23 protein-coding genes and 1 pseudogene are annotated in these 26,617 nt (G+C 62.7%); 12 read left to right on the plus strand and 12 right to left on the minus strand.

What is annotated here, in order from left to right; all coding sequences use genetic code 11:
- Window positions 1-28 precede the first annotated feature (28 nt).
- The 5 genes from C7378_RS07745 (at window position 29) to C7378_RS07765 (ending at window position 6,092) form a co-directional block, all read left to right on the plus strand.
- A complete protein-coding gene (locus tag C7378_RS07745) occupies window positions 29-1,732 on the plus strand; it encodes a tetratricopeptide repeat protein (RefSeq protein WP_165876705.1) in 1,704 nt (567 codons plus the stop codon).
- A gap of 17 nt (window positions 1,733-1,749) precedes the next feature.
- Window positions 1,750-3,585, plus strand: coding sequence for a CRTAC1 family protein (locus tag C7378_RS07750; protein WP_131994290.1), 1,836 nt, complete (start codon window positions 1,750-1,752; stop codon window positions 3,583-3,585).
- Between the two features lie 18 nt (window positions 3,586-3,603).
- Entirely contained in the window at window positions 3,604-4,854 is a 1,251-nt protein-coding gene (gene ispG / locus C7378_RS07755) for a flavodoxin-dependent (E)-4-hydroxy-3-methylbut-2-enyl-diphosphate synthase (protein WP_131994293.1), read from the plus strand.
- A gap of 74 nt (window positions 4,855-4,928) precedes the next feature.
- A complete protein-coding gene (locus C7378_RS07760; protein ID WP_131994296.1) occupies window positions 4,929-5,492 on the plus strand; it encodes a class I SAM-dependent methyltransferase in 564 nt (187 codons plus the stop codon).
- Between the two features lie 111 nt (window positions 5,493-5,603).
- Window positions 5,604-6,092 carry a hypothetical protein gene (locus tag C7378_RS07765; RefSeq protein WP_165876706.1) on the plus strand — a complete coding sequence of 163 codons (489 nt, stop codon included), beginning with the start codon at window positions 5,604-5,606 and terminating at the stop codon, window positions 6,090-6,092.
- A gap of 9 nt (window positions 6,093-6,101) precedes the next feature.
- Here the strand turns inward: C7378_RS07765 and C7378_RS07770 are convergent, their stop codons facing one another.
- Genes C7378_RS07770 through queF form a run of 3 tightly spaced genes read right to left on the minus strand, consistent with a single transcriptional unit; the run spans window position 6,102 to window position 8,939 of the window.
- Window positions 6,102-7,295 carry a glycosyltransferase family 2 protein gene (locus tag C7378_RS07770; RefSeq protein WP_131994302.1) on the minus strand — a complete coding sequence of 398 codons (1,194 nt, stop codon included), beginning with the start codon at window positions 7,293-7,295 and terminating at the stop codon, window positions 6,102-6,104.
- Window positions 7,292-8,518: a spinster family MFS transporter gene (locus C7378_RS07775; protein WP_131994305.1), complete on the minus strand. Its 1,227-nt coding sequence runs from the start codon at window positions 8,516-8,518 to the stop codon at window positions 7,292-7,294. The genes C7378_RS07770 and C7378_RS07775 overlap by 4 nt, the downstream gene beginning before the upstream one ends.
- Before the next feature lie 10 nt (window positions 8,519-8,528).
- Window positions 8,529-8,939, minus strand: a complete 411-nt coding sequence (queF, locus tag C7378_RS07780) for a preQ(1) synthase (RefSeq protein WP_131994308.1) — start codon at window positions 8,937-8,939, stop codon at window positions 8,529-8,531.
- A 119-nt stretch (window positions 8,940-9,058) separates the two neighbouring features.
- Here queF and C7378_RS07785 point away from each other — a divergent pair, with 119 nt between their 5' ends.
- From C7378_RS07785 to C7378_RS07810, 6 genes are all read left to right on the plus strand, one after another.
- The gene (locus C7378_RS07785; RefSeq protein WP_131994311.1) at window positions 9,059-10,300 is read left to right on the plus strand and encodes an efflux RND transporter periplasmic adaptor subunit; all 1,242 of its coding nucleotides are present in this window, start codon (window positions 9,059-9,061) and stop codon (window positions 10,298-10,300) included.
- Window positions 10,301-10,304: 4 nt separating this feature from the next.
- The gene (locus C7378_RS07790) at window positions 10,305-11,282 is read left to right on the plus strand and encodes a tetratricopeptide repeat protein (protein WP_131994315.1); all 978 of its coding nucleotides are present in this window, start codon (window positions 10,305-10,307) and stop codon (window positions 11,280-11,282) included.
- Between the two features lie 63 nt (window positions 11,283-11,345).
- A complete protein-coding gene (locus C7378_RS07795) occupies window positions 11,346-12,686 on the plus strand; it encodes a TolC family protein (protein WP_165876707.1) in 1,341 nt (446 codons plus the stop codon).
- An 87-nt stretch (window positions 12,687-12,773) separates the two neighbouring features.
- On the plus strand, window positions 12,774-14,258 hold the full coding sequence (gene hpnJ, locus C7378_RS07800; protein ID WP_131994321.1) for a hopanoid biosynthesis associated radical SAM protein HpnJ: 1,485 nt from the start codon (window positions 12,774-12,776) through the stop codon (window positions 14,256-14,258).
- A gap of 54 nt (window positions 14,259-14,312) precedes the next feature.
- A complete protein-coding gene (locus C7378_RS07805; protein WP_243648132.1) occupies window positions 14,313-14,726 on the plus strand; it encodes an EamA family transporter in 414 nt (137 codons plus the stop codon).
- The gene (locus tag C7378_RS07810) at window positions 14,723-15,112 is read left to right on the plus strand and encodes an EamA family transporter (protein ID WP_424221286.1); all 390 of its coding nucleotides are present in this window, start codon (window positions 14,723-14,725) and stop codon (window positions 15,110-15,112) included. The genes C7378_RS07805 and C7378_RS07810 overlap by 4 nt, the downstream gene beginning before the upstream one ends.
- Here the strand turns inward: C7378_RS07810 and C7378_RS07815 are convergent, their stop codons facing one another.
- The 9 genes and pseudogenes from C7378_RS07815 to C7378_RS07855 form a co-directional block, all read right to left on the minus strand.
- Complete coding sequence (locus tag C7378_RS07815; protein WP_279388579.1) at window positions 15,113-17,134, minus strand: glycoside hydrolase family 15 protein; 2,022 nt, start codon at window positions 17,132-17,134, stop codon at window positions 15,113-15,115.
- Window positions 17,031-18,452, minus strand: a pseudogene (hpnE, locus tag C7378_RS07820) (hydroxysqualene dehydroxylase HpnE); the annotation flags it as partial. The pseudogene hpnE and the gene C7378_RS07815, both read right to left, overlap by 104 nt.
- Complete coding sequence (locus C7378_RS07825) at window positions 18,422-19,378, minus strand: phytoene/squalene synthase family protein (RefSeq protein ID WP_131994330.1); 957 nt, start codon at window positions 19,376-19,378, stop codon at window positions 18,422-18,424. The pseudogene hpnE and the gene C7378_RS07825, both read right to left, overlap by 31 nt.
- Window positions 19,375-20,334: a squalene synthase HpnC gene (hpnC, locus tag C7378_RS07830; protein WP_131994333.1), complete on the minus strand. Its 960-nt coding sequence runs from the start codon at window positions 20,332-20,334 to the stop codon at window positions 19,375-19,377. The genes C7378_RS07825 and hpnC overlap by 4 nt, the downstream gene beginning before the upstream one ends.
- Window positions 20,335-20,342: 8 nt before the next feature.
- The gene (locus C7378_RS07835; RefSeq protein ID WP_131994336.1) at window positions 20,343-21,386 is read right to left on the minus strand and encodes a zinc-dependent alcohol dehydrogenase; all 1,044 of its coding nucleotides are present in this window, start codon (window positions 21,384-21,386) and stop codon (window positions 20,343-20,345) included.
- 65 nt (window positions 21,387-21,451) lie between these two features.
- A complete protein-coding gene (locus C7378_RS07840) occupies window positions 21,452-22,558 on the minus strand; it encodes a zinc-dependent dehydrogenase (protein ID WP_131994339.1) in 1,107 nt (368 codons plus the stop codon).
- A complete protein-coding gene (locus C7378_RS07845; RefSeq protein WP_131994341.1) occupies window positions 22,533-23,225 on the minus strand; it encodes a phosphorylase family protein in 693 nt (230 codons plus the stop codon). Before C7378_RS07845 ends, C7378_RS07840 begins: the two co-directional genes overlap by 26 nt.
- Window positions 23,222-24,217 carry a hopanoid-associated sugar epimerase gene (gene hpnA, locus C7378_RS07850; RefSeq protein WP_131994344.1) on the minus strand — a complete coding sequence of 332 codons (996 nt, stop codon included), beginning with the start codon at window positions 24,215-24,217 and terminating at the stop codon, window positions 23,222-23,224. The genes C7378_RS07845 and hpnA overlap by 4 nt, the downstream gene beginning before the upstream one ends.
- Window positions 24,218-24,233: 16 nt before the next feature.
- Window positions 24,234-25,670, minus strand: coding sequence for a YncE family protein (locus C7378_RS07855; protein WP_207901373.1), 1,437 nt, complete (start codon window positions 25,668-25,670; stop codon window positions 24,234-24,236).
- Window positions 25,671-25,781: 111 nt separating this feature from the next.
- Here C7378_RS07855 and C7378_RS07860 point away from each other — a divergent pair, with 111 nt between their 5' ends.
- Complete coding sequence (locus tag C7378_RS07860; protein WP_165876709.1) at window positions 25,782-26,612, plus strand: DUF92 domain-containing protein; 831 nt, start codon at window positions 25,782-25,784, stop codon at window positions 26,610-26,612.
- Window positions 26,613-26,617: the final 5 nt, after the last annotated feature.

The following is a 26,617-nucleotide window of genomic DNA, read 5'->3' on the forward strand; positions in this document are numbered from 1 at the left end:
GGCTGCTTCCCTGCTGCTGCTCGGCAGCATGGGGCCGCTCGCGGCGCAGCAAGCGCCCTCGGCGGAGAAGATTCAGGAGGCAGACAAGGCCTTTCGCTCGGGCTATGCGGCGCTGGGCCGCGGCGACCTGAAGGCCGCGCGCACCGACCTGGAGCGGGTGGTGCGGCTGACTCCCCAGATCGAGGAGGGCCACAGCGCGCTGGGCGCGGTGCTCTATCAGCTTGGAGAAGACACCAAGGCGATCGTCCAGCTTGAAGCCGCCCTGAAGCTGAAGCCGGAGGACGCCGCGGCGCAGGCAAACCTGGCGCTGGCCTATACCCGGGCCGGGCAGCCGCAAAAGGCGCTGCCGCTCTATCGCAGCCTGGAGGGCGCGGGGCCGCTGAGCGGAGACATCTTAAACGGGTATGTGCGAGCGCTGGCGGCGAGCGGCGCATCGGGAGAGGCGGCCGCGAAGTTGAAGTCCGCGCTCGACGCCGAGGGCAGCTCGGGCGATGCGGCGAAGCTCTACGCAGACCTGGGCTCGCTGTATGCGCAGCAGCGAATGTGGCCGGAGGCGCAGCAAGCCTTTGAGCAGTCCGTTGCGCTGGATGCGCAGCAGGCGAAGGTGCACCTGCAGCTTGGCATGGTGCTGGGGATGGAAGGCCAGCAGCAGCCGGCGATCGACGAGTTGACGAAGGCGGTGAACCTCGACGATCAGAGCGCCGAAGCACAGACGGAACTGGGCAAAGCTTTGATTACGGCGGGAAACGATGCGGAGGCGATTCCTCATCTGCAACAGGCGATCACGCTGGACCCGGATGAGACGTCGGCGGCGAATCAGCTGGCGATGGCGCTGCAGCGCACGGGTAAGGAACAGGCCGCGATTCCCCTCTTTCAGCGGGTTTTGAGCGCCGAGCCCGATAACCCCTCAGCGCTGACGAATCTGGCGCTCGCATATATCCAGTCAGGCGATGCGAAATCCGCGATGCCGCTCTACAAGCACGCCCTGGCGCTCAATCCGAACAATCCGACGGTACACCAGGATCTGGGCGCGGCCTACATGCAGCAGAGCGATATCGAGGATGCGATTCGCGAGTTCCAGGCGGGGCTGAAGCTGGACAGCCAGAACCCGCGGCTGCACTACGACCTGGGGCTCGCCTATAAGCTGAAAGATGATCTGCCGGATGCGATGGCGGAGCTGAAGACTGCAGCGCGGCTCGATCCGCAGTCTCCGGACGCGCCCTACACGCTGGGAATTCTGTATATGCAGGACGGGAAGTTCGACGACGCCGCCGTTCACATAAGCAAGGCGCTGCAGCTGCACCCGGACAACGGCGACGGATGGGCCGTGCTGGGCAGCATCTACAAGCAGCAGGGGAAGCTCGACCAGGCAGCATCTGCGCTGGCGCAGGCGGTAAAGCTGCAGCCGAACCAGCCGGGGCCGCATATTACGCTCGCAGGCGTGCTGCAGGAGCAGGGCAAGCGTGACGAAGCCACCGCCCAGCGGAAGCTGGCCGCCGACCTGACCCGCGTAGCCGTCAATCGCCAGCGGGCCACCTTTGCCGTGAATACCGGGAACCTGCTGCTGGCCAAGGGGCAGATCACCGACGCAATCTCCCGCTACCAGGACGCGATCGCAAGCGATCCGAAATTTGCGGAAGCGCATCTCCGCCTGGCGGCCGCTCTGGAGCAGCAGGGGCGCACTGCCGAGGCGGCCAAGGAGAGGCAGATAGCCGCTGCGATGCAGCAGTAAGATGGTTGCCTAAGCCGATGAATAGACGAACCTTTGTAAAATCGCTGAGCCGGACCGCCCTGGTGCTACCCTTTGCCGATGTGCTCGCCATGGCTGCCCCACCGTGGCAGCAGAGCGAGCCTGCCTATGAAGCGAAGCCCATGCCTCCGCCGCCCGGGCCGTCCTCGCCCATCGCCGGAACACCGCTGGGGATAAGCTTTGTGGATGTCGCGACCCAGTCGGGCCTGAACGCAGAGACGATCTACGGGGGCGTGGGCAAGAACAAATATCTGCTGGAGACGACCGGGTGCGGAGTCGCGTTCTACGACTACGACAATGACGGCTGGATCGATATTTTTCTGGTCAACGGCTGGCGGCTGGAAGGCTTTGCCAAAGGGCAGGAGCCGAGGTGCCATCTCTTCAAGAACAACCGCGACGGCACCTTTACCGATGTGACGATGAAGGCCGGGCTGGGGCGCAGCGGGTGGGGACAGGGCTGCTGCGTGGGAGACTACGACAACGACGGGCACGATGACCTCTTCGTCAGCTACTACGGGCAGAATGCGCTTTTTCATAACAACGGGGACGGCACCTTTACCGATGTAACGGTCAAGGCGGGGCTGACGCAGGCGAAGACGCGGTGGAACTCGGGCTGCGCGTTTCTGGACTATGACCGCGACGGGCACCTGGATCTCTTTGTCGCCAACTACATCGACTTCGATATCAAGACGGCGCCTGTGCCGGAGTCCGGGCCCTGCACCTACAAGGGAATCCTGGTCGCGTGCGGGCCTCCGGGGCTGCCCGGCGGCAAGAATATTCTTTACCACAACAACGGCAACGGGACGTTCACCGACGTCTCAGAAAAGGCCGGGATGTGGAACACGACGGGCAATTACGCGCTGAGCGTTGCGGTGGCGGATATCGACGACGACGGCTGGCCGGATATCTACGTGGCGAACGACTCGACCTCGGCGACGCTCTATCAGAACCAGAAGGACGGGACGTTCAAGGACATCGCGATCGAGGCAGGCGCGGCGTTTTCGCCGGACGGCAAGCCGCAGGCGGGAATGGGGGTGTCGATCGGCGACTACAACCGCGATGGCAAACTCGATATCGTGAAAACGAACTTTGCCGGAGATACGGACTCGCTATACACCAATCTTGGCGATGACACCTTTGAAGACCACACCTATCTCTCCGGACTGGGCATCAATACGCGCTACCTGGGCTGGGGAGTGGGATTCTTCGACATGGATAACGACGGGTGGCTCGATATTTTCATGTCGAACGGGCACGTCTACCCCGAGGTGAGCAGCTCGAAGACGGAGGCGCCCTATGCCGAGCACAAATATCTCTATCGCAACCTGCGCAATGGGCGCTTTGAAGATGTAAGCGCGAAGGGCGGCCCGGGAATAACAACGCCTGCGGCGGCGCGCGGATGCGCCTTTGGCGACTATGACAACGACGGCGATCTGGATATCGTGGTCAACTGCGTCAATTCCCTGCCCCAGCTGCTGCGCTGCGACTCGACGTGGAAGCGCAACTGGGTGAAGGTGAAGACGGTGGGGGTCAAGTCGAATCGCACGGGCATCGGAGCGCGGGTGAAGGTGTTGACGGCGACGCAGCCGGGAGCCAAGCCGTTGCTGCAGATCGACGAGGTTCGCAGCGGTGGCAGTTACTACTCGCAAAACGACTTTCGGCTGCACTTTGGACTGGACCAGGCGGCGAGCGTTGACACGCTGGAGATTCGCTGGCCGTCAGGGCAGGTGGATACGTTCCACAACCTGCCGGTGAACAAGCTGTATGTCATTGAAGAAGGGGCAAAAGCGCCGAAAGCCGTTGAACTGATTCCGGCAAAAGTGGCCTCGCGATAAACTAGTACTGAGGGATTTATGCCAGAGATTCAACGCAGGAAGACCGCAACCGTAAGGATCGGCAATGTCCGAGTGGGCTCCGAGGCCCCGGTTGTCGTGCAGTCGATGACGAACACCGATACCGCCAATATTCCCGGCACAATTCAGCAGGTCGCAGCGCTGGCTGCGGCGGGTTCGGAGCTGGTGCGCGTGACGGTGAACAACGACGAGGCGGCGAAGGCGGTGCCGCATATCGTTGAGGGTCTGGCGAAGCTGGGCGTGGATGTGCCGATCATCGGCGACTTCCACTACAACGGGCACCAGCTGCTCAAGAAGTATCCGGGGTGCGCGCAGTCGCTGGCGAAGTATCGCATCAATCCCGGCAATGTTTCGATTGGCCGCAAGGACGACGACAACTTCCGCACCATGATCGAGTGCGCGGTGGAGAACCAGAAGCCGGTGCGCATCGGCGTGAACTGGGGTTCGCTGGACCAGGCGCTGCTGACGAAGATGATGGACGAAAATTCACGGCGGGCAGAGCCGCTGGACGCGCGCGACGTGATGATGGAGGCGATGTGCCGCAGTGCGCTGGATTCAGCGGCAGCGGCGGAGCGCTATGGACTGCGCCACGACCAGATCATCATCAGCGGCAAGGTGAGCGGCGTGCGCGACCTGATCGACGTCTATCGCATGCTGGCAACGCGCTGCGACTACCCGCTGCACCTGGGGCTGACAGAAGCAGGCATGGGAATGAAGGGCATCGTGGCTTCAGCGGCGGGACTGGCTCCGCTGCTGCTGGAGGGCATCGGCGATACGATCCGCGTATCGCTGACTCCAAAGCCGAACGGCGATCGCACGGAAGAGGTGCTGACGGCGCAGCAGATTCTGCAGTCGCTCTCGATCCGCAGCTTTTCGCCACAGGTTACAGCCTGCCCCGGCTGCGGGCGCACGACGAGCACCTATTTCCAGGAGCTGGCCCAGGATATTCAGGGCTACCTGCGGACGTCGATGCCGGTGTGGCGTCAACGTTACCCCGGGGTGGAAGAGCTGAAGCTGGCGGTGATGGGCTGCGTGGTGAACGGTCCGGGCGAGTCGAAGCATGCGAATATCGGCATCTCCCTGCCGGGAACCTTCGAGGACCCGGTGGCGCCGGTCTATGTAGATGGGCGGCTGATGACCACCCTGCGCGGCGACTCGATTGTCGCCGAGTTCAAGAAGATTCTCGACGAGTATGTGAACAACCGCTACGGATCAGCCTCAGAGACGGAGCAACTGGTCGAGGTTCATTGAGGCCGGTCCCGGATAGCGCGGCGGAGAGCGCTGCCCATTGGGACTCAGTCTACGGGCGCAAGTCTTATTGTGAGATGAGCTGGTACAGCGCTCATCTCACCCGTTCTCTTGAGTTGATCGACCGGTTCGCGCCTGATAGGCGTTCCGCCATCTTCGAGGTTGGCGCGGGGCAGTCGAGCATTCTCGAAGACCTGGCGGCTCGTGGATACGCTAACCTCGCAGCCATCGATCTTTCGCGGGTTGCGCTGGAGGCGTTGCAGGCCCGCATGGGCGCACTCGCAATGAGAGTGCAGTGGCTTACAGCGGATATCTGCACGGCCAACCTGCCGCCGCAGCACTTCGATCTCTGGCATGACCGCGCCGTCTTTCACTTCCTTACCGAATCGTCGCAGCGCACAGCGTATGCGGCGAATGCGGCGCGGGCGATCAAGCCGGGAGGTCACCTGATGATGCAGACTTTCGGCCCCGAGGGACCACTGAAGTGCAGCGGTCTGGAGACGGTTCGCTACGACGCAGAGATGCTGGCGGCGGAGTTCGAGGACGGCTTTGAGCTGCGGGAGCATGGGCTAGATGTGCATCAGACTCCCTCGGGAGCAACCCAGCAGTTTCTCTATGCCGTCCTGAGGCGAAAGAGCTAGACGGTGACGGCTTCTCGGCGCGCACGGCTGAAGTTTCTTTCGTAATCTTTTCGTAAGAATAAAGCGCGCACTACTCTCTTATCAGCTTTTATCCCACTCACAGGAATGCTGATGCGCGCGATGATCCTGTGCCTTTTTGCGGCGTTGACGGTCCAGCCTCTGGCGGCGCGAAAGTGCTACTCCACCGATGAGGCAGCCGATCACTCCGGCAAAGATGTCTGCATCCGCGCGCATGTTTACGACGTGGTGGAGATGAAGGACGGCACGCGCTTCCTCGATGTGTGCAGCCCGGAGACGCCGGACGAGAAGTGCCGCTTCTCGATCGTCAGCCTCGGACAGGACCGGAAGGACGTGGGCGAGCTGAGCCAGCTGCGCAACCAGGATATACAGATTCGCGGGACGATTCGTCCGTTTCGGGGAAGGTCAGAGATCCTGCTCAGCAACGCGCGCCAGTTCAAGGGCGGCCCGGAGAAGTTCCACGCGAATCCAGCGCTGATGAAGGGCTTTGCGCCGGATGATGGGAAGGCTCCGGTGAATGATCCGGCGCTGCACAGCCATCACCATCACGGCTCTTTCAACTCGACGGGAACAAGCCACTAGAGTGCGTGCTCACCAGAGTGGGCCGGCTCGCTTTCTGAGTTCCCGGAGCGGGTAAAACGTGCCGCGCCAGACGACGCCGCCGCGCGCCAGCGTCACCACGGTCGAACGCAGGATGGTGAAGATCAGCAGGCAGGCAGCCACGGGAAAGAGCAAAGCGTAACGCGGGGCTACTCCGCTGTAGCGGCTAAACCATCGATAGAGCCGGAAGACCATCAGCAGCGTGAGGACGCTGGCGAAGGCAGCGGCGCGTCCAGCGAAGAAGCCTGCAAAGGGCAGGAGGCAGAGCACAGCGAGTCCGGCGCAGGCGGCGAGAGTCTTCGCGATGTTGAAGCGGAAGATGGCGAAGAAATTCTTGGTGAGGTTGTCGACGATGCCGCGAACGCCCTCGGCCCAGCGGATCGAGATAAGCCCGGGACCGAAAACAACGCGCTGACGATGGCCGCCGCGCTTGATGAGATAGCCGAAGCGCACATCTTCGAGGACCTCCATGCGCAGTCCTTCAAAACCGCCGACCGCTTTGTACGTCTCGCGGCGCACCAGGTTGAAAGCTCCGATGCCGATGAAGTCGCGTTTCGCTCGCGGATGGGGGATGCGCCATGGGCGCGAGGACCAGATGGAAAGCGTCTGGAACATGGAGATCAGCATGCGTTCGCCTGCGCCGCGCAGGAGCAGCGTGGGAAAGAGGACGAGGTGGTCGTCGCGGGACTGCTCGACAAAGCTGAGGGCGCGGGCGAGAGCATCCCTGCGGAAGAGTACATCGCCATCCGTAAAGAGGAGCCATGGCGCTGTGGTCTGGCGCGCGGCGAGCGCCATGGCATGCGTTTTGCCCAGCCAGCCGTCGGGGAGCGACTCAACATGGAGAACGCGCAGGGTGTGCGGCGACGATGCGGGTTCTGCAGCGATGCGATCCATGATGGCGCCGGTGGCATCTGTCGAGCGATCGTCGATGGCGAGAATATCGAGGGTGACGCCCTGGCTCGCGAGCAGCGAACGGAGGGTAGCCTCAATGGCTCGCTCCTCGTTGCGGGCAGGAACGATGACGGCCAGCAGAGGCATGGCAGGCAATGGCTGAGCGTACCGCGACTGGCCCAGATCCGGGACAGAAGGCAGATGACGAAGCGCCTCGGCGGTGCGCCACAGCCATGCGACCGCGACGATCCAGTTGATGACGAGGAAGGCGGTGTGAAGCAGGGCGAGGGTCAACTGCTGCTCTCCGCAAGGCGTGGAGCGAATCGCGCGCCGGTAAAGAGCACGAGCGAGGAGACGGCGAGCGCGATCAGAGTGACGCTGAGGCCGACACGGAGGGTGGTTGCATCAGAGACGGCGCCGATGAGCCGCGGCGACATGGCATCGCCCAGGGCATGAATTACGAAGAGGTTGATGGCGATGGCGGTGGAACGCACGCGCCCTGCAACCGAGTTGACGATGGCGGTGTTCAGCGGGCCGGTATTGAGGAAGAGAAAGAACTCGGCGACGAAGGCGCTGGCCACCAGCGCGGTGCGAGGGCCGAAGAAAGCCAGCAGACCAGCGGGAATGACGAGGAGGGCGCTGATGGCCGAGAGCAGATAGAGGGCGCGATGGTTGCGCCGCAGCCAGCGCTGCGCCAGCCAGCCTCCGACAGCGGTGCCGAGGATGCCATCGACGGCGGTGATGGCTCCGACGACGAGGCCGGCTTTGGCGACAGAGAAGCCGCCGAAGCGCACGAAAAATGTGGGCAGGAAGGCCGAGATGCCGCCCATCGAAAAGACCATCGCCGCCATGCCGAGGGTTCCCGTCCAGAAGGCCTTGTTGTGCAGCAGGCCCTTGAGGCTGGCCCGGTCGAGCGTGGCGACCAGCTTGTCGGATGCGCCGCGTTCAGGCTCGCGCACAAAGAGCCAGAAGGCAACCGCGATGAGCACGCCGGGCAGCGCCGAGACGAAGAAAGGCGTGCGCCAGCCGTAGCGCTCGCCGAGCACGCCGCCGGTGAGATAACCGAGCGCCGCGCCGAGCGGGATGGTGACGTAGAAGATGCTGAGGATGCGGTTGCGTTCGAACTCAGGATAGAAGTCGGCCAGCAGCGCGGGGGCGAAGATGCTGAAGGTAGCCTCACCGATGCCGACTGCCGCATGGCGCACCAGCAACGTCGTGAAGCTGTGGACGTTGGCGGTGAGCAGGGTGGCGGCGGACCAGAGCAGCGCTCCGGCGATGATGAGCGGCTTGCGCGGAAAGCGATCGCCGAGCCAGCCGGTGAGCGGCGCGACGATCATGTAAGTGAAGAAGAAGGCCGTCGTCAGCAGGCCCATCTGCGCGTCGTTCGCGTGGAACTCGCGCTGGATGAGCGGCTGCACGCCGGGCAGCACATAGCGGTCGATGAAGTTGAAGAGATTGAGGCCGGTGAGGAGCAGAAGCGCCAGCCCGGCCGTTCGTCGTGCCTGCGCTGGCGTCATGAACGGTCGATTACTTCTTCGTCTCTACTGCGGGCCGCGGCCAGCGCGCCTCGATGGTCGTGGAGATGCCGCCACGGGGGCGGAACTCCCCGCGCACGACGGCCCACACGGGATCGCAGGCCTTGACTACATCTTCGAGGACCTGGTTGACGACATTTTCCTGGAAGATGCCGAGATTGCGGAAGGTGAAGAGATATTCCTTGTAGGACTTGAGCTCCAGGCAGCGTTCGCGCGGCATGTAGCGCAGCGTCACAGCGCCGAAGTCGGGCAGGCCGGTCTTCGGGCAGACGGAGGTAAACTCCGGATCGTCGATGAGAATCTCATAGGCAGGAAACTGGCTCTGCCAGGTCTCAATAGCGGGAAAGGCGTGGTTGAGCCCTGCCTCTGCATGCTCGTCTGTGTAGCGTGGGGCGATTGCCATAGAGATATTGTAGGGCAAGCGTTGTGCGCTACGCATGGGCAGGCCTGACCCTCCGCGAGCATTTTTTTGACTCCATAGGGGTGGCAAGTGACTCTTATATACTGGCATTCGGTCAGAGGATGGCGATAAACAAGTCAACAAAGCGCAACACCCCTTATATCTGGATAGGTTCGGCCGTGTTGCTGCTGCTCGTGTTCTATGCGGTCAGGCTGGCTACGCGAACGTCAGTGCCGGTGCGCGCGGCAGAGGCCGAGATCGGCAACCTGCGAAACACCACCGCAACCAACGGCAAGGTTGAGCCGCAGGTGAACTATGAGGCTCATGCTCCTTTTCCAGGAATCGTGAAGGCGCTCTACGTGCATGAGGGCGATAAAGTCCCGCGCGGCAAGCTGCTGCTGGTGATGGACGACACCGATGCACAATCGCGCCTGGCTACGGCGCTGGCCAACCTGCGCGGCGCGCAGGCCAGCTACGACGCGACCAGCAAAGGCGGCACGCAGGAAGAGCGGCTGACGCTCTCAAGCGATATGACCACGGCGGAGATGAACCGCGACCAGGCGCAGCGCGATCTGGCCGCCCTGACGAAGCTGCAGGCTACGGGAGCAGCTTCAGCCAACGAGGTAGCGAGCGCCAAGCAGCGCCTGCAGAGCGCCGAAAACTCCATTGCATCGTTGAACCAGCGCAAGAGCTCCCGCTACGACTCCGCCGAACTGGCGCATGCAAAAGCCACGCTCGACGATGCGAAGGTCGCCTACCAGGCGGCGCTGACTACGATCGACCAGGCGAATGTGCGTGCTCCCTTTGCGGGGACAGTTTATTCGCTGCCCGCCTCGCCCACCGAATATGTGCAGCAGGGCGACAAGCTGCTGCAGCTGGCCGACCTGACGAAGATGCAGGTGCGAGCCTATTTTGACGAGCCGGAGATTGGCAAGCTGAAGGTAGGGCTGCCGATCACGATTGCATGGGATGCACAGCCGGGCAAGATCTGGCACGGGCACATCTCGCGGGTTCCAGCGACGATCATCGGCTATGGAACGCGCAACGTGGGTGAAGTACTGGTCGCCATCGACGACGCGGACGGATCGCTGCTGCCGAATACGAACGTCACTGTGACGGTTACTATTTCGAATCAGCAGGGCATCCTGAACATTCCTCGCGAGGCGCTGCACATGGAGCAGGGCAAGCCTTATGTTTACCGCATCGAGGACGATGTGCTGCGCCGGGTTCCAGTAACGACGGGCAGCATCAACCTGACCCAGGTGCAGATACTCTCAGGGCTGAAGCAGGGAGACATTGTCTCGCTGAACAGCACCAACGGACAGCCAATCAGCGACGGCATGGCTGTTACGGTCGTCAAATAACGTGATGTTTCTGCGGCGGCTGGTTATCGCGGGCGTGCTCTGCGCGGGGGCGCTGGGCCTGCATGCGGATGTGCCTGGCTCGCTCGATGCGGTGCGAGCCGACCTGAATGCAGGCCGGGCCAACGATGCGCTCGCGAAGCTGGACACGATCCTCAGCAGCCAGGCTAATAACGGCGAGGCGCATAATCTTCGCTGCCGCGTAATGCTGCAGGAGGAGCGCTGGGACGCTGCGATTTCATCGTGTGAAAAGGCAACGGCCAGCGAGAGCAGGTCCAGCGATTTTCACCTCTGGCTGGGACGCGCTTACGGCGAGAAGGCCGACCGGGTCAACTTCATTACGGCCTATCGGCTGGCCAAACAGGTGCGGCAGGAGTTTGAGACAGCAGTGCAACTGGACCCGAGCAATGCCGATGCGCTGGCCGACCTCGGCGAATACTACACAGACGCGCCTGGATTTCTCGGCGGAGGAACGGACAAGGCTGCGGGGGTCGCGCAGAAGCTGGCGAGTATCGCTCCCCAGAAGGCGCACGCACTGCGGGCGCAAATCGCCGAATCCAACAAGGACTACGCCAGCGCGGAGCGCGAGTGGAAGGCAGCAATTGCAGTGGCGAAGGACCCGGCGCGGGGATGGATGGATCTTGCCTCGTTTTATCGCGGACGGCAGCAATGGCAGCAGATGGATCTGGCGATCAGGACAGGGAGATCGCTCGACAAGGATCATGGCGTGGCGCTGGCGGATGGCGCTTCCACGCTGATCCATGCGAAGCACAACCGGACGATGGCCATCGAGCTGCTTCGCGAGTACCTCGCCTCACCGAACAAGTCAGAGGATGCACCTGCATTCCGGGCGCATGCGCAACTGGCGCAGCTGCTCGCGGCGCAGGGCGACCAGGCAGCCGCACGCGAGGAACTGGCGAAGGCGAAGGCGCTGGCGAGCGGCTACTCACCGTCTGAACTGGTGACGCCGAACACGCCGCATTGATGAAGAAGTGGGTCGCAGCGATAGAATCGAAGTTTGCGAAAGCCAGTTGAGAGGAAAGAGCAGTTGCCCAGGTTATGCCGCTATCTGATCGCGTTCGCTGCCGCATGCAGCCCACTGGCTGCACATGCGCAGGTGTCGCTGTACACGGTCGTCGACCTGGCGCTGCGAAACAGCGCTTCCATTCACAGCGCGCGTGCCGATGTGCTGCGAGCTGCGTCGTCGGTGTCGCAGACGCGGGATGCCTACCTGCCGAGCCTGGTCTTCGGCTCAAGCCTTGGATATTCCTACGGTTTTCCGGTAGGCCAGCCGTCGGTTTATAACGTTCAGGCATCGTCACTGGTCTTTGCGATTTCGCAACCGTGGTATATCCGGTCGGCGCGCACTGCTCTGAAGGCAGCCCAGCTCAGTCTGAAAGACTCAAGCCAGCAGATCGCGCTCGATGTGTCGCTCGACTACATTCAGCTGGATGAGATCAACCGCCAGATCGCGGCGATGGACCAGGAGAAGCAATACGCGGAGAAACTTGTCAGCATCGAAGAAGACCGTTTAGCCGCGGGAGTCGAGAGCCGCCAGGAACTGATCCGCGCCGAGCTGACCTCGGCACAGGTTGACCTGAAGCGTATCCACCTGCGTAATGAAGCAGGGCTGCTGCAGCAGCAGATCTCGCACCTGACTGGATTGCCGGCGGACAATATCCTGACGATTACGGACAGCATTCCACCGATGCCGGAGTTTGCCTCCGGCGATTCCCTCTCCCGGAGCAGTATGGGATCGAATGCGGGGGTCGAGTCTGCCTATGCGAATGCGCAATCAAAGGAGCAGGCGGCAGGCGGCGACGAGCGGCAGAAGTACAGACCGCAGGTCTCCTTCGGCATCGACTACAGCCGCTACGCCAAGTTCAACAACTACGCGGAATACTACCTTCGCTTCCAGCACAACAACTTCGATGTAGGAATCCAGATCACGCTGCCGCTCTTCGACGCCAATATGAACGACAAGGCTCGCGTCTCTGCAGCGGAAGCGGTTCGCGCCAAGGCGCAGGCCAACCTGGCGCGCGATCGCGCGAACGAACAACTCTTTCAGCTGCAGGAAGGGCTCTCAGAACTGAAGGCGCAACAGCGCGTGACGCAACTGCAGAGCGATCTTGCGAAGGAGCAGTTGAACTCGGTCGAGTCGCAACTGGAGCACGGAAGCGGCTCGCCGAATGCCCAGCCGCTGAACCCCAAGGATGCGGAGGCAGCACGCATCGAGGAACGCCAGCGCTACGAAGATGTACTCGATGCCGACTTCGAGGTGGCCCGTTCGCAGCTGAGCCTGATGCGGGCTATCGGGACGATCGACGACTGGTGGCGGAGTTCCGCGAAGACGGGCGCTGCCCACGGCGCGGCATTGATTCCAAAGTGATTGGCCGGCAAGGGATAACGTGCCCCACCGGAGCCAGTCAAAACCCTATACACACACGCAAAATGATAAACTTGAAGAGTTAAGCACATGCCCCTTAAAACACTGTTTCTGAACCCGCCCTCTTTTGAGAACTTCGATGGTGGAGCCAGCTCACGCTGGCCCGCCACCCGCGAAATCGAGTCCTACTGGTACCCGGTATGGCTGGCTTACCCGGCCGGCATGCTCGAAGGGTCGCGGCTGCTCGACGCGCCGCCCCATCACATCTCGGCTGAAGAGACGATCGAAATTGCAAAGGGGTATGACTTCCTGGTGCTCTTCACCAGCACTCCCGGCTGGACAGGCGACCAGAAGCTGGCCGAGGCAATCAAGCGCGGCAATCCCGCGATTAAGATTGCGTTCGTAGGGCCGCCGGTTACAACCTCTCCGGAAAAGGCGCTGAACGAGTGCGCGGTCATCGACTTTGTCTGCCGCCGTGAGTTCGACTACTCGGTGGTCGAGTTTGCAAATGGCATGCCGCTCGATGAGATTCTTGCGATCAGCTATCGCAAGGACGGCCAGATCGTCCACAACCCGGATCGTCCGCAGATCGAGAAGCTCGACAAGCCGGACATGCCGTGGGTGACGGACATCTATGCGCGTGACCTCGACGTCACGAAGTACAACGTGCCTTTTCTGCTGCACCCCTACGTCTCGCTCTACTCAACGCGCGGATGCCCGGCACAGTGCACCTTCTGCCTGTGGCCGCAGACGCTGAGCGGTCATGCTTGGCGCAAGCGCTCAACCGATGACGTAGCGGCCGAGATGGCGCACGCGAAGAAGCTCTTTCCGCATGTGAAGGAATTCTTCTTTGACGACGACACGTTCAACATTCAGAAGGCTCGCACGATCGAACTGTGCGCGAAGCTGAAGCCGCTGGGCCTGACATGGTCCTGCACCTCGCGCGTAACGACTGATCGCGAGACGCTGAAGGCCATGCGCGAAGCAGGCTGCCGCCTGCTGATTGTCGGCTTCGAGTCCGGCGATCCGCAGATTCTCAAAAACATCAAGAAGGGCGCAACGGTTGAGCGTGCGCGCGACTTTGCGCGTGACTGCCACGACCTTGGACTGACGATTCACGGCGACTTCATCCTTGGACTGCCGGGCGAGACGAAGGAGTCGATCCGCAACACGATCAACTTCGCCAAGAGCCTCGATGTGGAAACCATCCAGGTTTCGATTGCGCACGCCTATCCGGGCACCGAGTTCTACGATTACGCGAAGGAGAACGGCTTCATCATCAACGGCGGCAAGATGGTCGATGAGGGTGGCCACCAGCTGGCGCATATCGAGTATCCGGGCCTGCCGACGGAGTACGTGCTCGAGATGGTGCACCGCTTCTACGACGAATACTACTTCCGCCCGAAGGCGGCATGGCGCGTGGTCAGCAAGGCCATCGTCAACCGCGATGTGGGCCGGCTGTATGTCGAGGCGAAGGCGTTCCTGAAGCTGCGCGCCGAACGCAACAAGATGGTCAAGCAGGGACAGCGCGATCGCGCAGCCAAGTCAGCACCGGCTGTCGGCGCGGGAGTCTAGTTCCAACAATCGAGCAACGCGGCCAGCCCTCTCTGGAGCTGGCCGTTTCTCTTTATGACCGAATCCACCATGACATTCCGCCGTTCCCTGGTGCTGGGCGTAGTCACGCTCACGGCGCCGCTGGGCGACACCTTCCTCGCGGTGGGAATGAAGAAGCTCGGCCCCGTGTCGCTGGCTCATCCAGCAGCGTTGATCCACGCGATTACCGCGCCGTGGGTGGCCTCAGGAATCGCGATGCTGATCGGATTTTTTGCGTCCTACCTGACGGCGCTTTCGTGGGCTGACCTGACCTTTGTGCTGCCTGCTACTTCCTTCGGCAACGTGATCATCGCGCTGCTTTCGAAGTACTGGCTGCATGAGCAGATCTCGCTCTCGCGCTGGATCGGAATTGCGCTGATTACGGCAGGTGTGGGCTTCGTGGCGATGGGGCCGTCCTACACACACACGACGGGAGAGCAGCCCGAGTGAACTCTCACCTTGGACTCGCTGTCGCGGCGATGATCGCGTGCATTGTCGTCTTCGCTACGGCGGGCGATGTGCTGATCGCTTCCGCCATGCGGCAGATCGGCGACCTGGATAAGATCAAGGCGCAGAGCGGCCTGTGGGGAGCGATTAAGGCGGTCCTGACCAGCGTGCGCTTTGTGGGCGGAGTCTTCTGCATGGCGCTGAGCTTCTTCTCCCTGCTCTTCGCGCTGAGTCATGCGGATGTGAGCCTGATCGGGCCTGCATCGGCGTCACTGACGTTTGTGACCAACGCATTCGCGGCCAAGATCTTCCTCAAGGAAAATGTCGACCGGCGGCGCTGGCTTGCAGCTGTGTTTGTGTGCGTCGGCGTTGCCCTGCTCACGCGCTGACTATCGCCACTCGGTCAGATTGCGGCCGGACAACACCCTATCCAGATAAGTCGCCGTGCTGATGAGCGCGAGATGCGTCAACGCCTGCGGGAAATTGCCCAGGTGCTCGCCGCTCTCGCCGAGCTGCTCGGCATACAGCCCGAGATGGTTGGAGTAGCCCATCATCTTCTCAAAAAGCAATCGCGCTTTCTCCGTCTGATGGGCGCGTGCGAGACACTCCACATACCAGAAGGAGCAGGCGTTGAAGCTGCCCTCGGTCCCATTCAATCCGTCGATGGGGTCGTTCAGAGTGTCGTAGCGATAGACGAGGCTGTCCTCGGTCAGGTTCTGCTCAACGGCTTTGAGCGTCCCGAGCATGCGCGGATCGACCGGGCTGATGAAGCGCATCAGGGGCATGAGCAGGACGGAGGCATCGAGATTTTCGCTGCCCTTGTACTGCACGAAGCTCTGCCGTTTTTCACTCCAGAAATTGGTGTGAATGTCGTGATAGATCTTGTCGCGAATGGCGTACCACTCCCTGTAAGGAGCGGCTAGCGAACGCTTCTGTCCGAGGCGGATGGCGCGATCAAAGGCCACCCAACACATCAGCCGCGAGTGCAGAAAATCGCGACGGCCACCGCGCACCTCCCAGATGCCTTCATCGGGGCGCTCCCAGTTGCTGCCCAGCCATGCGAGCATGGACTGCACATTCTGCCAGCCTTCGTAGGAGATGCCGTCGCCGTACTTCGCCGCGAGATAGACGGCGTCCATCATCTCGCCGTAGATATCAAGCTGCAGCTGCTGATACGCGGCGTTGCCGATGCGGACAGGCCTGGAGTTGCGATAGCCGCTGAGGGTGTCGATGATCTCTTCGTCAATCTCCTGACGCCCATCGGCGTGATACATCACCTGCAAAGGACCGTGTTCCGCATCGTCGCGAAGGCGATCGCGCAGCCACATGGTGAAGCGGCGCGCTTCATCCACAATGCCGAGACGCATGAAGGCATAGAGCGTAAATGAAGAGTCGCGGAGCCAGGTGTAGCGGTAGTCCCAGTTGCGCTCGCCGCCTACTTTCTCAGGCAGACCAAAGGTCGCGGCGGCGATGACGGAGCCGTGCTGCTGGCTGCAGTGCAGCTTGAGCACAAGCGCGGAGCGATTGACCATCTCGCGCCAGCGGCCTTTGTAGTTCGACTTGCCGATCCAGTTGCGCCAGTAGTCCGAGGTCTGCCGAAAATGACGCTCGATGAAGGCGGGCCTCAACACGTTTGACGGGCTCTTTTCGCCGCGCTTCATCTGCCCGAAGGCGAACATCGCCGTATCGCCGGCGGCCAGGGTAAAGGAGGCGACGGCATCGCGCCCTTCCACCTCGAGCGGAATGCTAGCGTGGAGCGCCATGCTGGGAATGTCGGCGGTGTGCGGCCTGAAGCAGACTCCATCGCCCTCCTGCACTGCCTCATGATCCGCGCGCGCATAGTCGAAGCGGGGCGCGCAGCGCAGGCGGAACGATATCTCTCCGCGGATGACGCGGACCATGCGGATGATCTGGTGCACTCCGCTGTGGCTATCACTCTCATGGCTGACGGGCATGAAGTCGGTGAGCTCCGCGACGCCGCCGTTGGAGAGAAATCTGGTGAGCAGTATGTTGGTATCGGGCAGGTAGAGCTGCTTGGTGCGCAGATCAGGCAGCTCGGCGTCGATGCGGAAGCTGCCGCCCTCTTCGCCATCAATCAGGGACGCGAAGACGGTGGGCGAATCGAACTCCGGATAGCAGAAAAAATCAATCGAGCCCTCGATGCTCACAAGAGCGATGGAGCGCATATTGCCGATGACGCCGTGGTTTTCGATTTCCTGTGAGCTCATTCCGCGCAGTTTGTCTCCACGGATTTTTAGACGTGAGACAGCTGTGAAAGATGTATGGCGCGCAGCAGCGCTTTTTGAGCTAAGCGAAGAGCCGCATGAGCCCGGTGGGAGGCAGGTCAGGCGGCAGAAACTTCTGCGGGCTGCCCTGCAGGCGGGCAATGGCCTCGGCTGCCAGGAAGCCACTGCGGGCAGCGCCTTCCATGGTTGAGGGCCATCCCGTGGCGGTCCAGTCACCGGCGAGGAAGATGCCGCGCCAGGGGCTCTCCGCGGTGGGACGGAGAGCGTCGAGACCGGGAAAGATGGAGTAGGTGGCTCGAACCTCTTTAGTGACTGCGGCCTTAAGCAACACGGCGTTGTTCACCTCGGGCAGGAACTCGGCAAGTTCGCGCATGGCGGTGTCGATGATCTGCTGGCGCTCCATGGGCACGAGCGACTTTGATGCGCTCACAACCAGCTCAAGATAGCTGCCGGGATGAGTGCGGTAGGCAGGCTGCAGCCTGGACTTGTTGTAGAGCCACTCAATGGTGCGGTCGAGCAGAACAGCGTGATCGAGATCAGTGACGACGCGGTCAAACCAGAGGTGAACGCTGGTGATGGGCGAGTGGCGGAACTGCTCCAGATTGGTGGCGAGCCGCTCCGTGCCCGGGGCTGAAGGCATGGCGGGCAGCAGACGCTGCAACGCCTCAAACGGCAGCGCGAGCACAACCGCATCGGAAGAAAAACTCTCTGCGCCGGAGCGGAGGAGCCACTGGCTGCCGCTCGCCTGGATCGCATCCACTCCGGTGCGGAGCAGCACCTCGCCGCCGCGCGCTGCGATGTAGTCGGCGGCCTTGCCGTAAAGCACGCTCAGCGGAACGCGGGGCACGCCCATGCGCCCGCCCTGCGGGGAAAAGAGAAACACCTCGCGAAAGACCTTGGCGGCGTAGCGCATGGAGATGAGCTCGGGAGATTCATTGAGCGCGCTTGCGAGCACTGGCTTCCAGAACCGTTCGACAGCTGCGGGGGTTTGCTTGAAGCGTACCAGCCACTGCGCGAAGTTCTCACCCTGGTCGGGTGGCGAGTGCAGCAGGAAGTAGCGGATGCCGCGCGCGATGGCCAACTTGTCTGCCACGGAGAAACAGCGCGAAGCGAGAAACGACGGCGTGGTATGCAGCGGCGCGGGCAGCGGCGATGGACTGAGGGGACTGCGGCGGCCACCCGGCTCAAGGAAGGTGAAGTCGCTGAACCACTGCACGTCCTCAGCAGCGCCGATGCGTTGATAGAGCGCGACCAGACTGGTGCAGCAGCCGAGGACGATGTGCTGGCAGTTGTCGATGACTTCACCGGCGCCGGGATGCTGATAGGAGGATGCGCGGCCGCCTACGTAGGGACGCCGCTCCAGCAGGCGAACGCGGTAGCCCGCGTCAGCGAGAGCGCAGCCGGCGGTGAGGCCGGCGACTCCGCCGCCAACGATGGTGACGCTCTCCACACTCATCGACGCTGCCCGCCGCGCAGCCGGTAGAGAAGCACCTGCAGCAGGCCGCGGCCGAGAATCAAGAGCTTCTGCGGAGTCGAGATGCTGATGCGCCTGGTGAAGACGTCATAGTTTCGCCGCACGATTTCGCGGAGCAGGCGATGGTAGATGGTGATCAGCACCCACAGCGCGGGGCGGCTGTCGGGGGAGATCAAGGGCAGCAGCGCTTGTCCGGCCTGGTAATACTCCTCTGCGCGCGCGGCCTCAAGCTCCAGCAGTTCGCGCTGGTTCAGGCTCAGGTGTTTGCCGTCTCTGATGGCGGCGAGCTTGTCTGCCGCTACGCCGAAGCGCTCCATGTCCTCTGCCGGCAGATAGATGCGGCCGCGCTCGGCGTCTTCGCGTACATCGCGCAGAATGTTAGTGAGCTGAAAGGCGATGCCGGTTTTCTCGGCCAGCTTCTCGGCGCGCGCGTCGCTGTACTCGAAGATGCGGATGCAGACCAGGCCGACGACCGAGGCAACGTAGTAGCAGTAACGATAGAGGTCGTCGAAGGTCTGGTAGGTGTCAAACTGCAGCGGGTGAACGGCGTCGTTCTCGCGGTGAATCTGCCGGGCATCGAGAGACGGGTGCAGATCCATCGCGGTGCCCTCGACAAGCTGATCGAGGAGCGATGAGGCGATGCCGAAACGATGGGATGCGTCGCGCAGCGCTACGAAGACGGGATCATCCGTCGGAGCACCCTGCTCGGCGCGATGCCATAAATCAAGCCACGATTCGAGCGCGAGACGGCGCTCCGGTCGCGGCATCGACTCATCGTCGGAAAGGTCGTCGGCGTGGCGCATGAAGGCATAGACCGCGCAGATGGCGTCACGCTTGTGCGCAGGCAGCGCAACGAAGGCATAGTAGAAATTCTTCGCTTCGCGACGCGCGATGGCACGGCATTCGCTGTACGCCTGTTCCAGGCTTACACTCACGCAGCAGCCCTCGAAGGCTGCCGCCGCGGCAGCAACTTCGTCAGCAGTGCGCGCAACAGCAGGGCTCCCTTGCCGAAGCTGGAGATGGCGGGGCGTGCGCGGAGCACATCGTAGTCGACGCGCTCGATGGCATCGAGAATTGCGAGTCCGCCACGGGAGAAGAGATCGAGATCGAGCGCCAGCTCGCGGTCCACCATGCCGATCAGCGGCATGCCCTGGGCGAAGAGCTGCCGGGCATGGTCGACCTCATAGCGCATCAACTGGCGGAACTGAGGCGTGGCGCGCCCGTCGGCGATGGTCTGCTCGGTCACGCCGAAGCGCGCGAGGTCAGCCTGCGGAAAGTAGATGCGGTCCTTCTGATAATCGACCTTGACGTCCTGCCAGAAGTTGGCGAGCTGCAGCGCGGTGCAGGTGAAGTCAGAGAGCCGGAAGCGTTCGGCATCGCGGTAGCCGCTGGCATAAAGCACGAGCCTGCCCACCGGGTTCGCCGAGTAGCGGCAGTAGGCGAACACATCCTCCATGGTTGCAAAGCGCGTCACCGTCTGGTCCTGCCGGAAGGCAACGAGCAGATCCGCAAAGGGCTCCTTCGGTATGTCGCACTCGCGAATGGTGGCGGCAAGCGCTACAAAGACAGGATGGCGCGCCTCGCCGCGGTAGCAGGCATCCAGTTCCCTGCCCCAGAGGTCGAGCAGGGCGAGCGACTGGTCGCGGTCGCCTACCTCATCGCCGAGATCGTCCGAGATGCGGCAGTAGGCATAGATGCTGTGAAAGTGCGGACGCAGCCGCTCCGGCAGAAACCAGGACGCCACATGGAAGTTCTCATAGTGGGTCTCCGTAAGCCTCTGGCAGTAGGCTCGCGCCTCGGCCAGCGTGGGCGGCTGCGCGGGCATCCTGTACTCCGCGGGAAGCGCTGCCCATCCTCGTTCGATCAGGTCCTGCTGGGTTGTCTCGGTCATGGCTGGACTCACGGAATGATAGCGGTCTTGATGTCGTTGGAGCGATCCATCAGCCGGCGAAAGACCGCGTCTATCTCAGACAGCGGGGCGCGGCCGGTGATGTAGGCCCGAGCGTTGAAGCGGCCGCTGCGAATCATCTGAAACGCGGTGCGGCAGGTGGCGGGCGTGTGATGGAAGCTCGCCTTGAGCGTGATGTCGTTGTAGTGCAGCCGGTTGGTGTCAAGCTCGACCCTGGTTCCCGCGGCGCAGCCACCGAAGAAGTTGACCACGCCGCCCTTGCGCACCATTTCAACGGCCCACTGCCAGGTGAGCGGAGTGGCTACGGCCTCAATGGCGATGTCTACGCCGCGCGCCTCCGGCGTGAGTTCGCGGACAGCGGCGATGGGATCGACCCCTTCACCGAGATGCACGACATGGTCCGCGCCGAAGAGCTTTGCCGAGGCCACCTGCTCCTCGCGCTTGACGACGGCAATGACCCGCATGCCCGAGAGGTGCGCCGCGTGGATGAACATGAGCCCGATGGGCCCTGCGCCGATCACGGCCAGGGTGTCGCCGGGCTGGGCTCCGCTCTCCTCAAGGCCGCGGACGACGCAGGCCAGCGGCTCGGTAAGCGCGGCGTGCTCGAGCGGCACATCATCGGGAACCAGCAGGGTGTTCTTCTCAACGATGCGAGCGGGAATGCGATAGAACTGGGCGTAGGCTCCGTTGTTGAAGAGCAGGTCGTCGCAGAGGTTCTCCTGGTTGCGGCGGCAGTAGAAGCACTCGCCGCAAGGGGCCGAGTTGAGCGCTACGACCCTGTCGCCAGGCTGAAACTTTGTTACGCCTTCGCCAACATGCTCGACCGTTCCAGCCAGCTCATGGCCGAAGGCGATGGGCGGCTTCAGCATGCGCGCGTGATAGCCGCGCCGGTAGACTTTGAGGTCAGTTCCGCAGGTGAGGGCGGCTGCCACCCGCACCACGATTTCGCCGGGACCCGCTGTGGGCACAGGCACGCTTTCAACGCGCAGATCTTCTTTGCCGTAGAGCACGGCGGCTTGCATCTCGTTCGCCATCTTCTTTATTTTCTCAGACGCGGAGCAGTTGCGCCGCCGCGCGACCCTGAGGTTCAGAGTTCAGTTCAGACTTCCGGACTCAGGAAAATTTTCATCGAGTCGGGGGTAGGGTGAGACGCCAGCTCGACTGCTTCTGCGGCTGCCTCAAGCGGGAAGCGATGCGAGATGAGCTGCGTAAGATCAAAGCCCTTGCGATAGCCGTCGAAGACAAGCCTCGCGCCCTCGTCCTGGATCTCTACGGAGGCGCTGTAGCTGCCTACCAGAGCTTTCTCATCCATGCAGATCGATGCGGGATCAATGGGCGCCTGGCCGCGCTGGGTCTGCGCGAAGAGCAGGATGCGGCCGCCGGGACGGGCTGCGTTCATCGCAACGGGAATCAGGGCATCTACCCCGACGGCGAGGATGACCGCATCGGCGCCGCGACCCTCCGTTGCCTCTCGAACGACAGCTGCGACGTCCTGCTGCGCGTCAATGGGATGATGCAGCCCGAAGCCGGCAGCAATGGCATGGCGCTCAGGATAGAGATCGGAGGTGTACACAGTGGCCCCGCTGCGGGCGGCGAGTGCGGCGAGCACAATGCCGATGGGGCCCTGGCCGATGACGAGAACGGTTTCATCGGCTGCCAGGTCGAGGTTCTTGATGGCCTTGAGGCAGGTGTTGACCGGCTCGACAAAGGCGGCCTGCTCAAATGGCACTCCATCCGGCACCTTGAGGAGACCGCGAGGCACGATCCAGTCCATGACGCGAACATACTCTGCAAAGCCGCCACCGGCCGGTTCAAAACCCGCCGTGCAGCCGACACGCTTGTAGGTGGGGCATTGCGCGAAGGTCTTTTTGCGGCAGTAATAGCACTCCCCGCAAGGGATGTGATGAAAGACCATGACCCGGTCGCCCACGGCGAACCCTTTGACATCGGCTCCGATGGCGGCGATGGTTCCGGCCGTTTCATGGCCGAAGATGCGCGGCGCGGAGTGCGAGCCGGTGTGAATCTTCTTGAGGTCGGTGCCGCAGATGCCGCAGGCGTGGACGCGGACCAGCACCTCTCCCCGGCCGATTTCCGGAACGGGGACGGTCTCGACGCGGACATCATCGATGCCTCGATAAACGGCAGCGCGCATGGTGGAGGGGATCGCGCTTACCTTTGCTTCAATAGGACTGGTGCAGGTTGCCATGACTCCATTTCTCCGATAACAGCCGGGCCAGCCCATTGGCGGCCACCCTGCTATTTTCTCCCAAACGCATGAGTGCGCGCCAATGCTGCGGACGAAGCGCTGAGTATGCGATGAAAGCGGCCATGCGGAGCTGGCCGTCGGCGCCCATGAAACGGTTGAAGTCGGGGAGCTGATCATTTGCCCCATCCGAGACGCCTTTGTAGCAATAAAAGGGGATATCGCGCATGCGGGCCATGCGGCCAACCGTCGCAGCTTCCATATCAACCATCGAGGCCTGATAGCGCTCGGCGAGCTTTCGCTTTTCGTCTGCGCGGGCTACGTGATCGAGGGTCACGAGGCGGACTTTGCCGGGATCAGCGGCGGCGCTTGCGTACCGCTCGCCGGTGCGGCTGTCAATAACCTCAGCGATCTCAATGACCTGGGCGGGCTTGACTCCGCAGGAGAGCGCTCCGGCCCAGCCGATTGAAATCAGCGCCGTAACCGGGCCTTCCCGGAGAATCGCCTCGCAGGCGCGGGTAGCGGATGCCGCTCCCATACCGGCAGAGCCGGCGACGCACTCGGTGGCGCCGAGCTGTCCGCGATAGAGGCGGCCCTCAGCGCGCCAGCCCTTGACCAGCGGCTTGAGCTCACCCGGCAGGGCGGCGACAATGCCGATGCGCGCGGTCATGCGGGGGGCGCGTATCCATGCGCGCGAAACCAGTCGATCGCCGCGCGCAGACAGGGGTAGACGGGGACGACCCTGAAACCCAGTTCGCGCTCGGCCCGGGCCGATGAGGCAAACATCATCTTGCGCCCCATGCGCACCGCCTCGACGGTGGCGCGAGGCTCCTTGCCGCGCAGCTTGCCGGTGATCGTCTCATCGAAGTAGGCGAAGATCATCGCTACCGCGTGCGGCACCTTCATGGTGGGAGACGGCAGGCCGGTGATGGCGGACATCTTGTCGAGAATCTGCTTCAGGGTCAGGTTTTCGCCGCCCAGGATGTAGCGCTCGCCGGGCACACCGCGCTCGAGCGCATCGGCGTGGGTTCGAGCCACCTCGGCGACATCGACCAGGTTCAGGCCGGTATCAACATAGGCCGGGAATCGGCCGTTGAGAAAATCGACGATGATGCGGCCCGTCGGCGTGGGCTTGAGATCGTTGGGGCCGATGGGAGTGGTGGGGTTCAGGACGATGACCTGCTGGCCGCCCTGGGCCGCGCGGATGGCCTCCTGCTCGGCGAGATACTTGGAGCGCTTGTAGTGGCCGATCATGTCGTTGAGGGAAACGGGCGTCCGCTCATCGACGATGGTGCCGTCGCTCTTGAAGCCCATGGTCGCTACGCTGGAGGTGTAAACCACGCGCCGGACACCCTCTTCAGCGGCTATGCGAAGAATGCCGCGGGTGCCCTCGACGTTCGCTGCGTACATTGTTTTTGGATCGCGGACCCAGAGGCGGTAGTCGGCGGCCACGTGCATAACCGCATCGCAGCCGGCGATGGCGGAGCGCAGCGTCTCCGGGGCAAGCAGGTCACCGGTGACAGTGTCACCGGGAAGCCCCTCAAGATTGGCGAGGTTGCTGGTGGGGCGCACCAGCATACGCATTGTTGCGCCCCGGCCAGCCAGTTCCCTGGCAACATGACTGCCGACAAATCCAGTAGCACCGGTAAGGAAGACTTTCATGCTGCAGCGCCTGGGTCTATGGCTCGCCCGAACCCATGGAGCGGCTCTGCGTGTTCTGGTTAGCCGTGGCCCCGCTCGATCCGGCGAACTGCGTGGTCGTGCGTGCGTCGATGCCGTTGCCCTGGAGCTGGACTGTTGCCGACACCGCATCCACATCGGTCCGGATAATGGTCAGCAGCGAGCTGTCCGTAGCCACGGTATAAACCTTGCCGATAGGCGCGTTATAGGTGGAAACGATGCTGCGCGGATGGCCGTTGACCGGGATCGTCTTCTGCACGGTGAAGGTGGTCAGGTTGATGACGGAGACCGTGCCGTCGCCCTCGTTGGCGACATAGGCGCGGCTGCCATCGCCGAGAATGGTCACCGAGGAGGGATTTTTGCCGACGGGAATTGTCGCCAGCACCTGCCCGAAGTTCGGGCTGTCGTTGCCGAAGACGTCGAGCGCTACGTTAATGATGCTGACCGTATTGGAGTCGTAGTTGGCCGTGATGAGCAGGGATGCGTTGCTGGTTCCCTGGGTCAGCAGATCGGCAGAAACCGGGCCCGCACCTACGGGAATGGTCGCGTTGTGCAGATAGGTGCTGAGGGTCTGGGTGTCGAGCACATTCTTCTGGCTGTCGATCACGGTGACCGTCCCGCTGCCGCGGTTCATGATGAAGGTCCGCTTGCCGTCAAGGGTGCCGACACCGTACACGGGGCAGATCCCCAGAGGAAGGCGGCTGGAAACGGTGTTGTTCGTAACTTCAATGCCGTCGGCTTCGCCGTTGACCGTTACGGAACTGGGGTTGTCACACTGGCCCCAGCTGACTGCGCCACCGGCGCCGGTGTTGCCCTGGCTGATGGCATAGACACGGACTGCGTTATAGATGCCCGTGACGTTGATCAGCGACGGCGCTACCGGGATCTCCTGGTTCAGAGAAGGAGCACTCGCTGAAGATGTCAGGAAGGCGCCGACGGTGTTGCTGCCGAGCTGGGTGACATACTGTCCGGAGTTGGTGACGAGCATGTTCGTCGCCGGGATCGAACTCTCCAGCAGCGTGGTGGTGCCTACATTCTTGGTCTGCAGCTGGGTGCTGATCGGCACGGTGCTGATGCTGGCGCCCTTGCCACCCGCGTCACAGGTCACAGCGTAGGCCGTCGAACCGGCGCCGTCGAGCGCAGTGGAAATTGGCCCCTGGCCAATCTGCGCCTGGGCGATGATGCTGTCGCCGGAGAAATCCACGAGCGTCACGATCCCGGGATTAGCATAGGCCGACGGCGAGCAGGGGTTGGCCCCCCCTGGAGCTGCCAGCGTCTGCTGCGGCTGAGAAAATACCACTGTAAAGGCTGATGGCTGCGCAGCAGGACCAGTTGGCGTAACTGGTGAAATGACGGGACGATACTGGTTACCGCAACCTGCGGCCCCAGCCAGCACCAGCAGCGCTCCGGCTGCCAGGCACGACACTCTTCGCACTCGGAGATACCTCACTCTGAAACAGACCCTGCCCTGAAACTGGAATCGTGTAGAAGAATGATTGTAAATCACTACGCTGTGCCAAACCCACTCGGCAGGAGAATCGACTTGTTGAAGCACGACCTCAGCACGGAACCGTTGGCGTGGCAGTCGCGCTGGCTGCTCGCAGCGGTGCTGCTGCCGGCCGCAGCCTGGATCGCCGTGCAGTCGTGGATGGCGGCCCTCGTCCATCCACCTACGCTGTGGCAGGCGCTGCTTATCAGCGGCTGCTTTGCGGTGCTGGTGCGGGCGATGCGTGCAGCCACCACCGCCGCAGCCCTGACGGGCGCCGTGCTGACCGCCTGCATCTACTACCAGGCTCCGGGCATGCGGACCGCCCTGTGGCCGATGCTCGCCATGCTGGTGCTGACGCTCGGCGCAACGCGCGCCGGCCGACGCCATAAAGAAGCCCTGGGCACAGCGGAGAGCAGGCGCGGACGCGGACCGGCACAGGTGGCCGCGAACCTGGGCATGGCGGCGCTGGCCTCGTTCCCTACGCTCTTCGGGTGGTCGCGGACCGTTTCGCTGATGGTGCTGACCGCTGCACTGGCCGAGGCCGCTGCCGACACGCTCTCTTCGGAGCTGGGCCAGGTCTTCGGCGGCACTCCACGGCTGGTCACCACCGGCAGGCGGGTCGCGCCCGGCACGGACGGCGCAGTCAGCCTGGCAGGAACGCTGGTGGGCATCGCGGGCGCGCTGGTGATCGCAGCGGTCGGCGGAGCCGTGCTGGGGCTGGGGTGGAGCAGGTCGGCGGTGGCTTTCTTCGCTGCGGTGGCAGGCCTGTTCGCGGATAGCCTTCTCGGCGCAACGCTCGAGCGCGGCGCATGGCTGAATAATGATGCAGTTAATTTCCTGTCAACGGCAGTTGCAGGGCTGGTGGCTGTCTGCTTCAGGAGCCGTTAGAGATT

The organism is Acidipila rosea (assembly GCF_004339725.1).
Classification (GTDB): Bacteria; Acidobacteriota; Terriglobia; order Terriglobales; family Acidobacteriaceae; genus Acidipila; species Acidipila rosea.

Bases quoted from the DNA above. Each gene is read 5' to 3' on its own strand.
- C7378_RS07745 (WP_165876705.1), top strand. From the start codon at position 29: ATGGGGCCGCTCGCGGCGCAGCAAGCGCCCTCGGCGGAGAAGATTCAG.
- C7378_RS07750 (WP_131994290.1), top strand. From the start codon at position 1,750: ATGAATAGACGAACCTTTGTAAAATCGCTGAGCCGGACCGCCCTGGTG.
- ispG (WP_131994293.1), top strand. From the start codon at position 3,604: ATGCCAGAGATTCAACGCAGGAAGACCGCAACCGTAAGGATCGGCAAT.
- C7378_RS07760 (WP_131994296.1), top strand. From the start codon at position 4,929: ATGAGCTGGTACAGCGCTCATCTCACCCGTTCTCTTGAGTTGATCGAC.
- C7378_RS07765 (WP_165876706.1), top strand. From the start codon at position 5,604: ATGCGCGCGATGATCCTGTGCCTTTTTGCGGCGTTGACGGTCCAGCCT.
- C7378_RS07775 (WP_131994305.1), bottom strand. From the start codon at position 8,518: ATGACGCCAGCGCAGGCACGACGAACGGCCGGGCTGGCGCTTCTGCTC.
- queF (WP_131994308.1), bottom strand. From the start codon at position 8,939: ATGGCAATCGCCCCACGCTACACAGACGAGCATGCAGAGGCAGGGCTC.
- C7378_RS07785 (WP_131994311.1), top strand. From the start codon at position 9,059: ATGGCGATAAACAAGTCAACAAAGCGCAACACCCCTTATATCTGGATA.
- C7378_RS07790 (WP_131994315.1), top strand. From the start codon at position 10,305: ATGTTTCTGCGGCGGCTGGTTATCGCGGGCGTGCTCTGCGCGGGGGCG.
- hpnJ (WP_131994321.1), top strand. From the start codon at position 12,774: ATGCCCCTTAAAACACTGTTTCTGAACCCGCCCTCTTTTGAGAACTTC.
- C7378_RS07805 (WP_243648132.1), top strand. From the start codon at position 14,313: ATGACCGAATCCACCATGACATTCCGCCGTTCCCTGGTGCTGGGCGTA.
- hpnC (WP_131994333.1), bottom strand. From the start codon at position 20,334: ATGACCGAGACAACCCAGCAGGACCTGATCGAACGAGGATGGGCAGCG.
- C7378_RS07835 (WP_131994336.1), bottom strand. From the start codon at position 21,386: ATGGCGAACGAGATGCAAGCCGCCGTGCTCTACGGCAAAGAAGATCTG.
- C7378_RS07840 (WP_131994339.1), bottom strand. From the start codon at position 22,558: ATGGCAACCTGCACCAGTCCTATTGAAGCAAAGGTAAGCGCGATCCCC.
- C7378_RS07845 (WP_131994341.1), bottom strand. From the start codon at position 23,225: ATGACCGCGCGCATCGGCATTGTCGCCGCCCTGCCGGGTGAGCTCAAG.
- hpnA (WP_131994344.1), bottom strand. From the start codon at position 24,217: ATGAAAGTCTTCCTTACCGGTGCTACTGGATTTGTCGGCAGTCATGTT.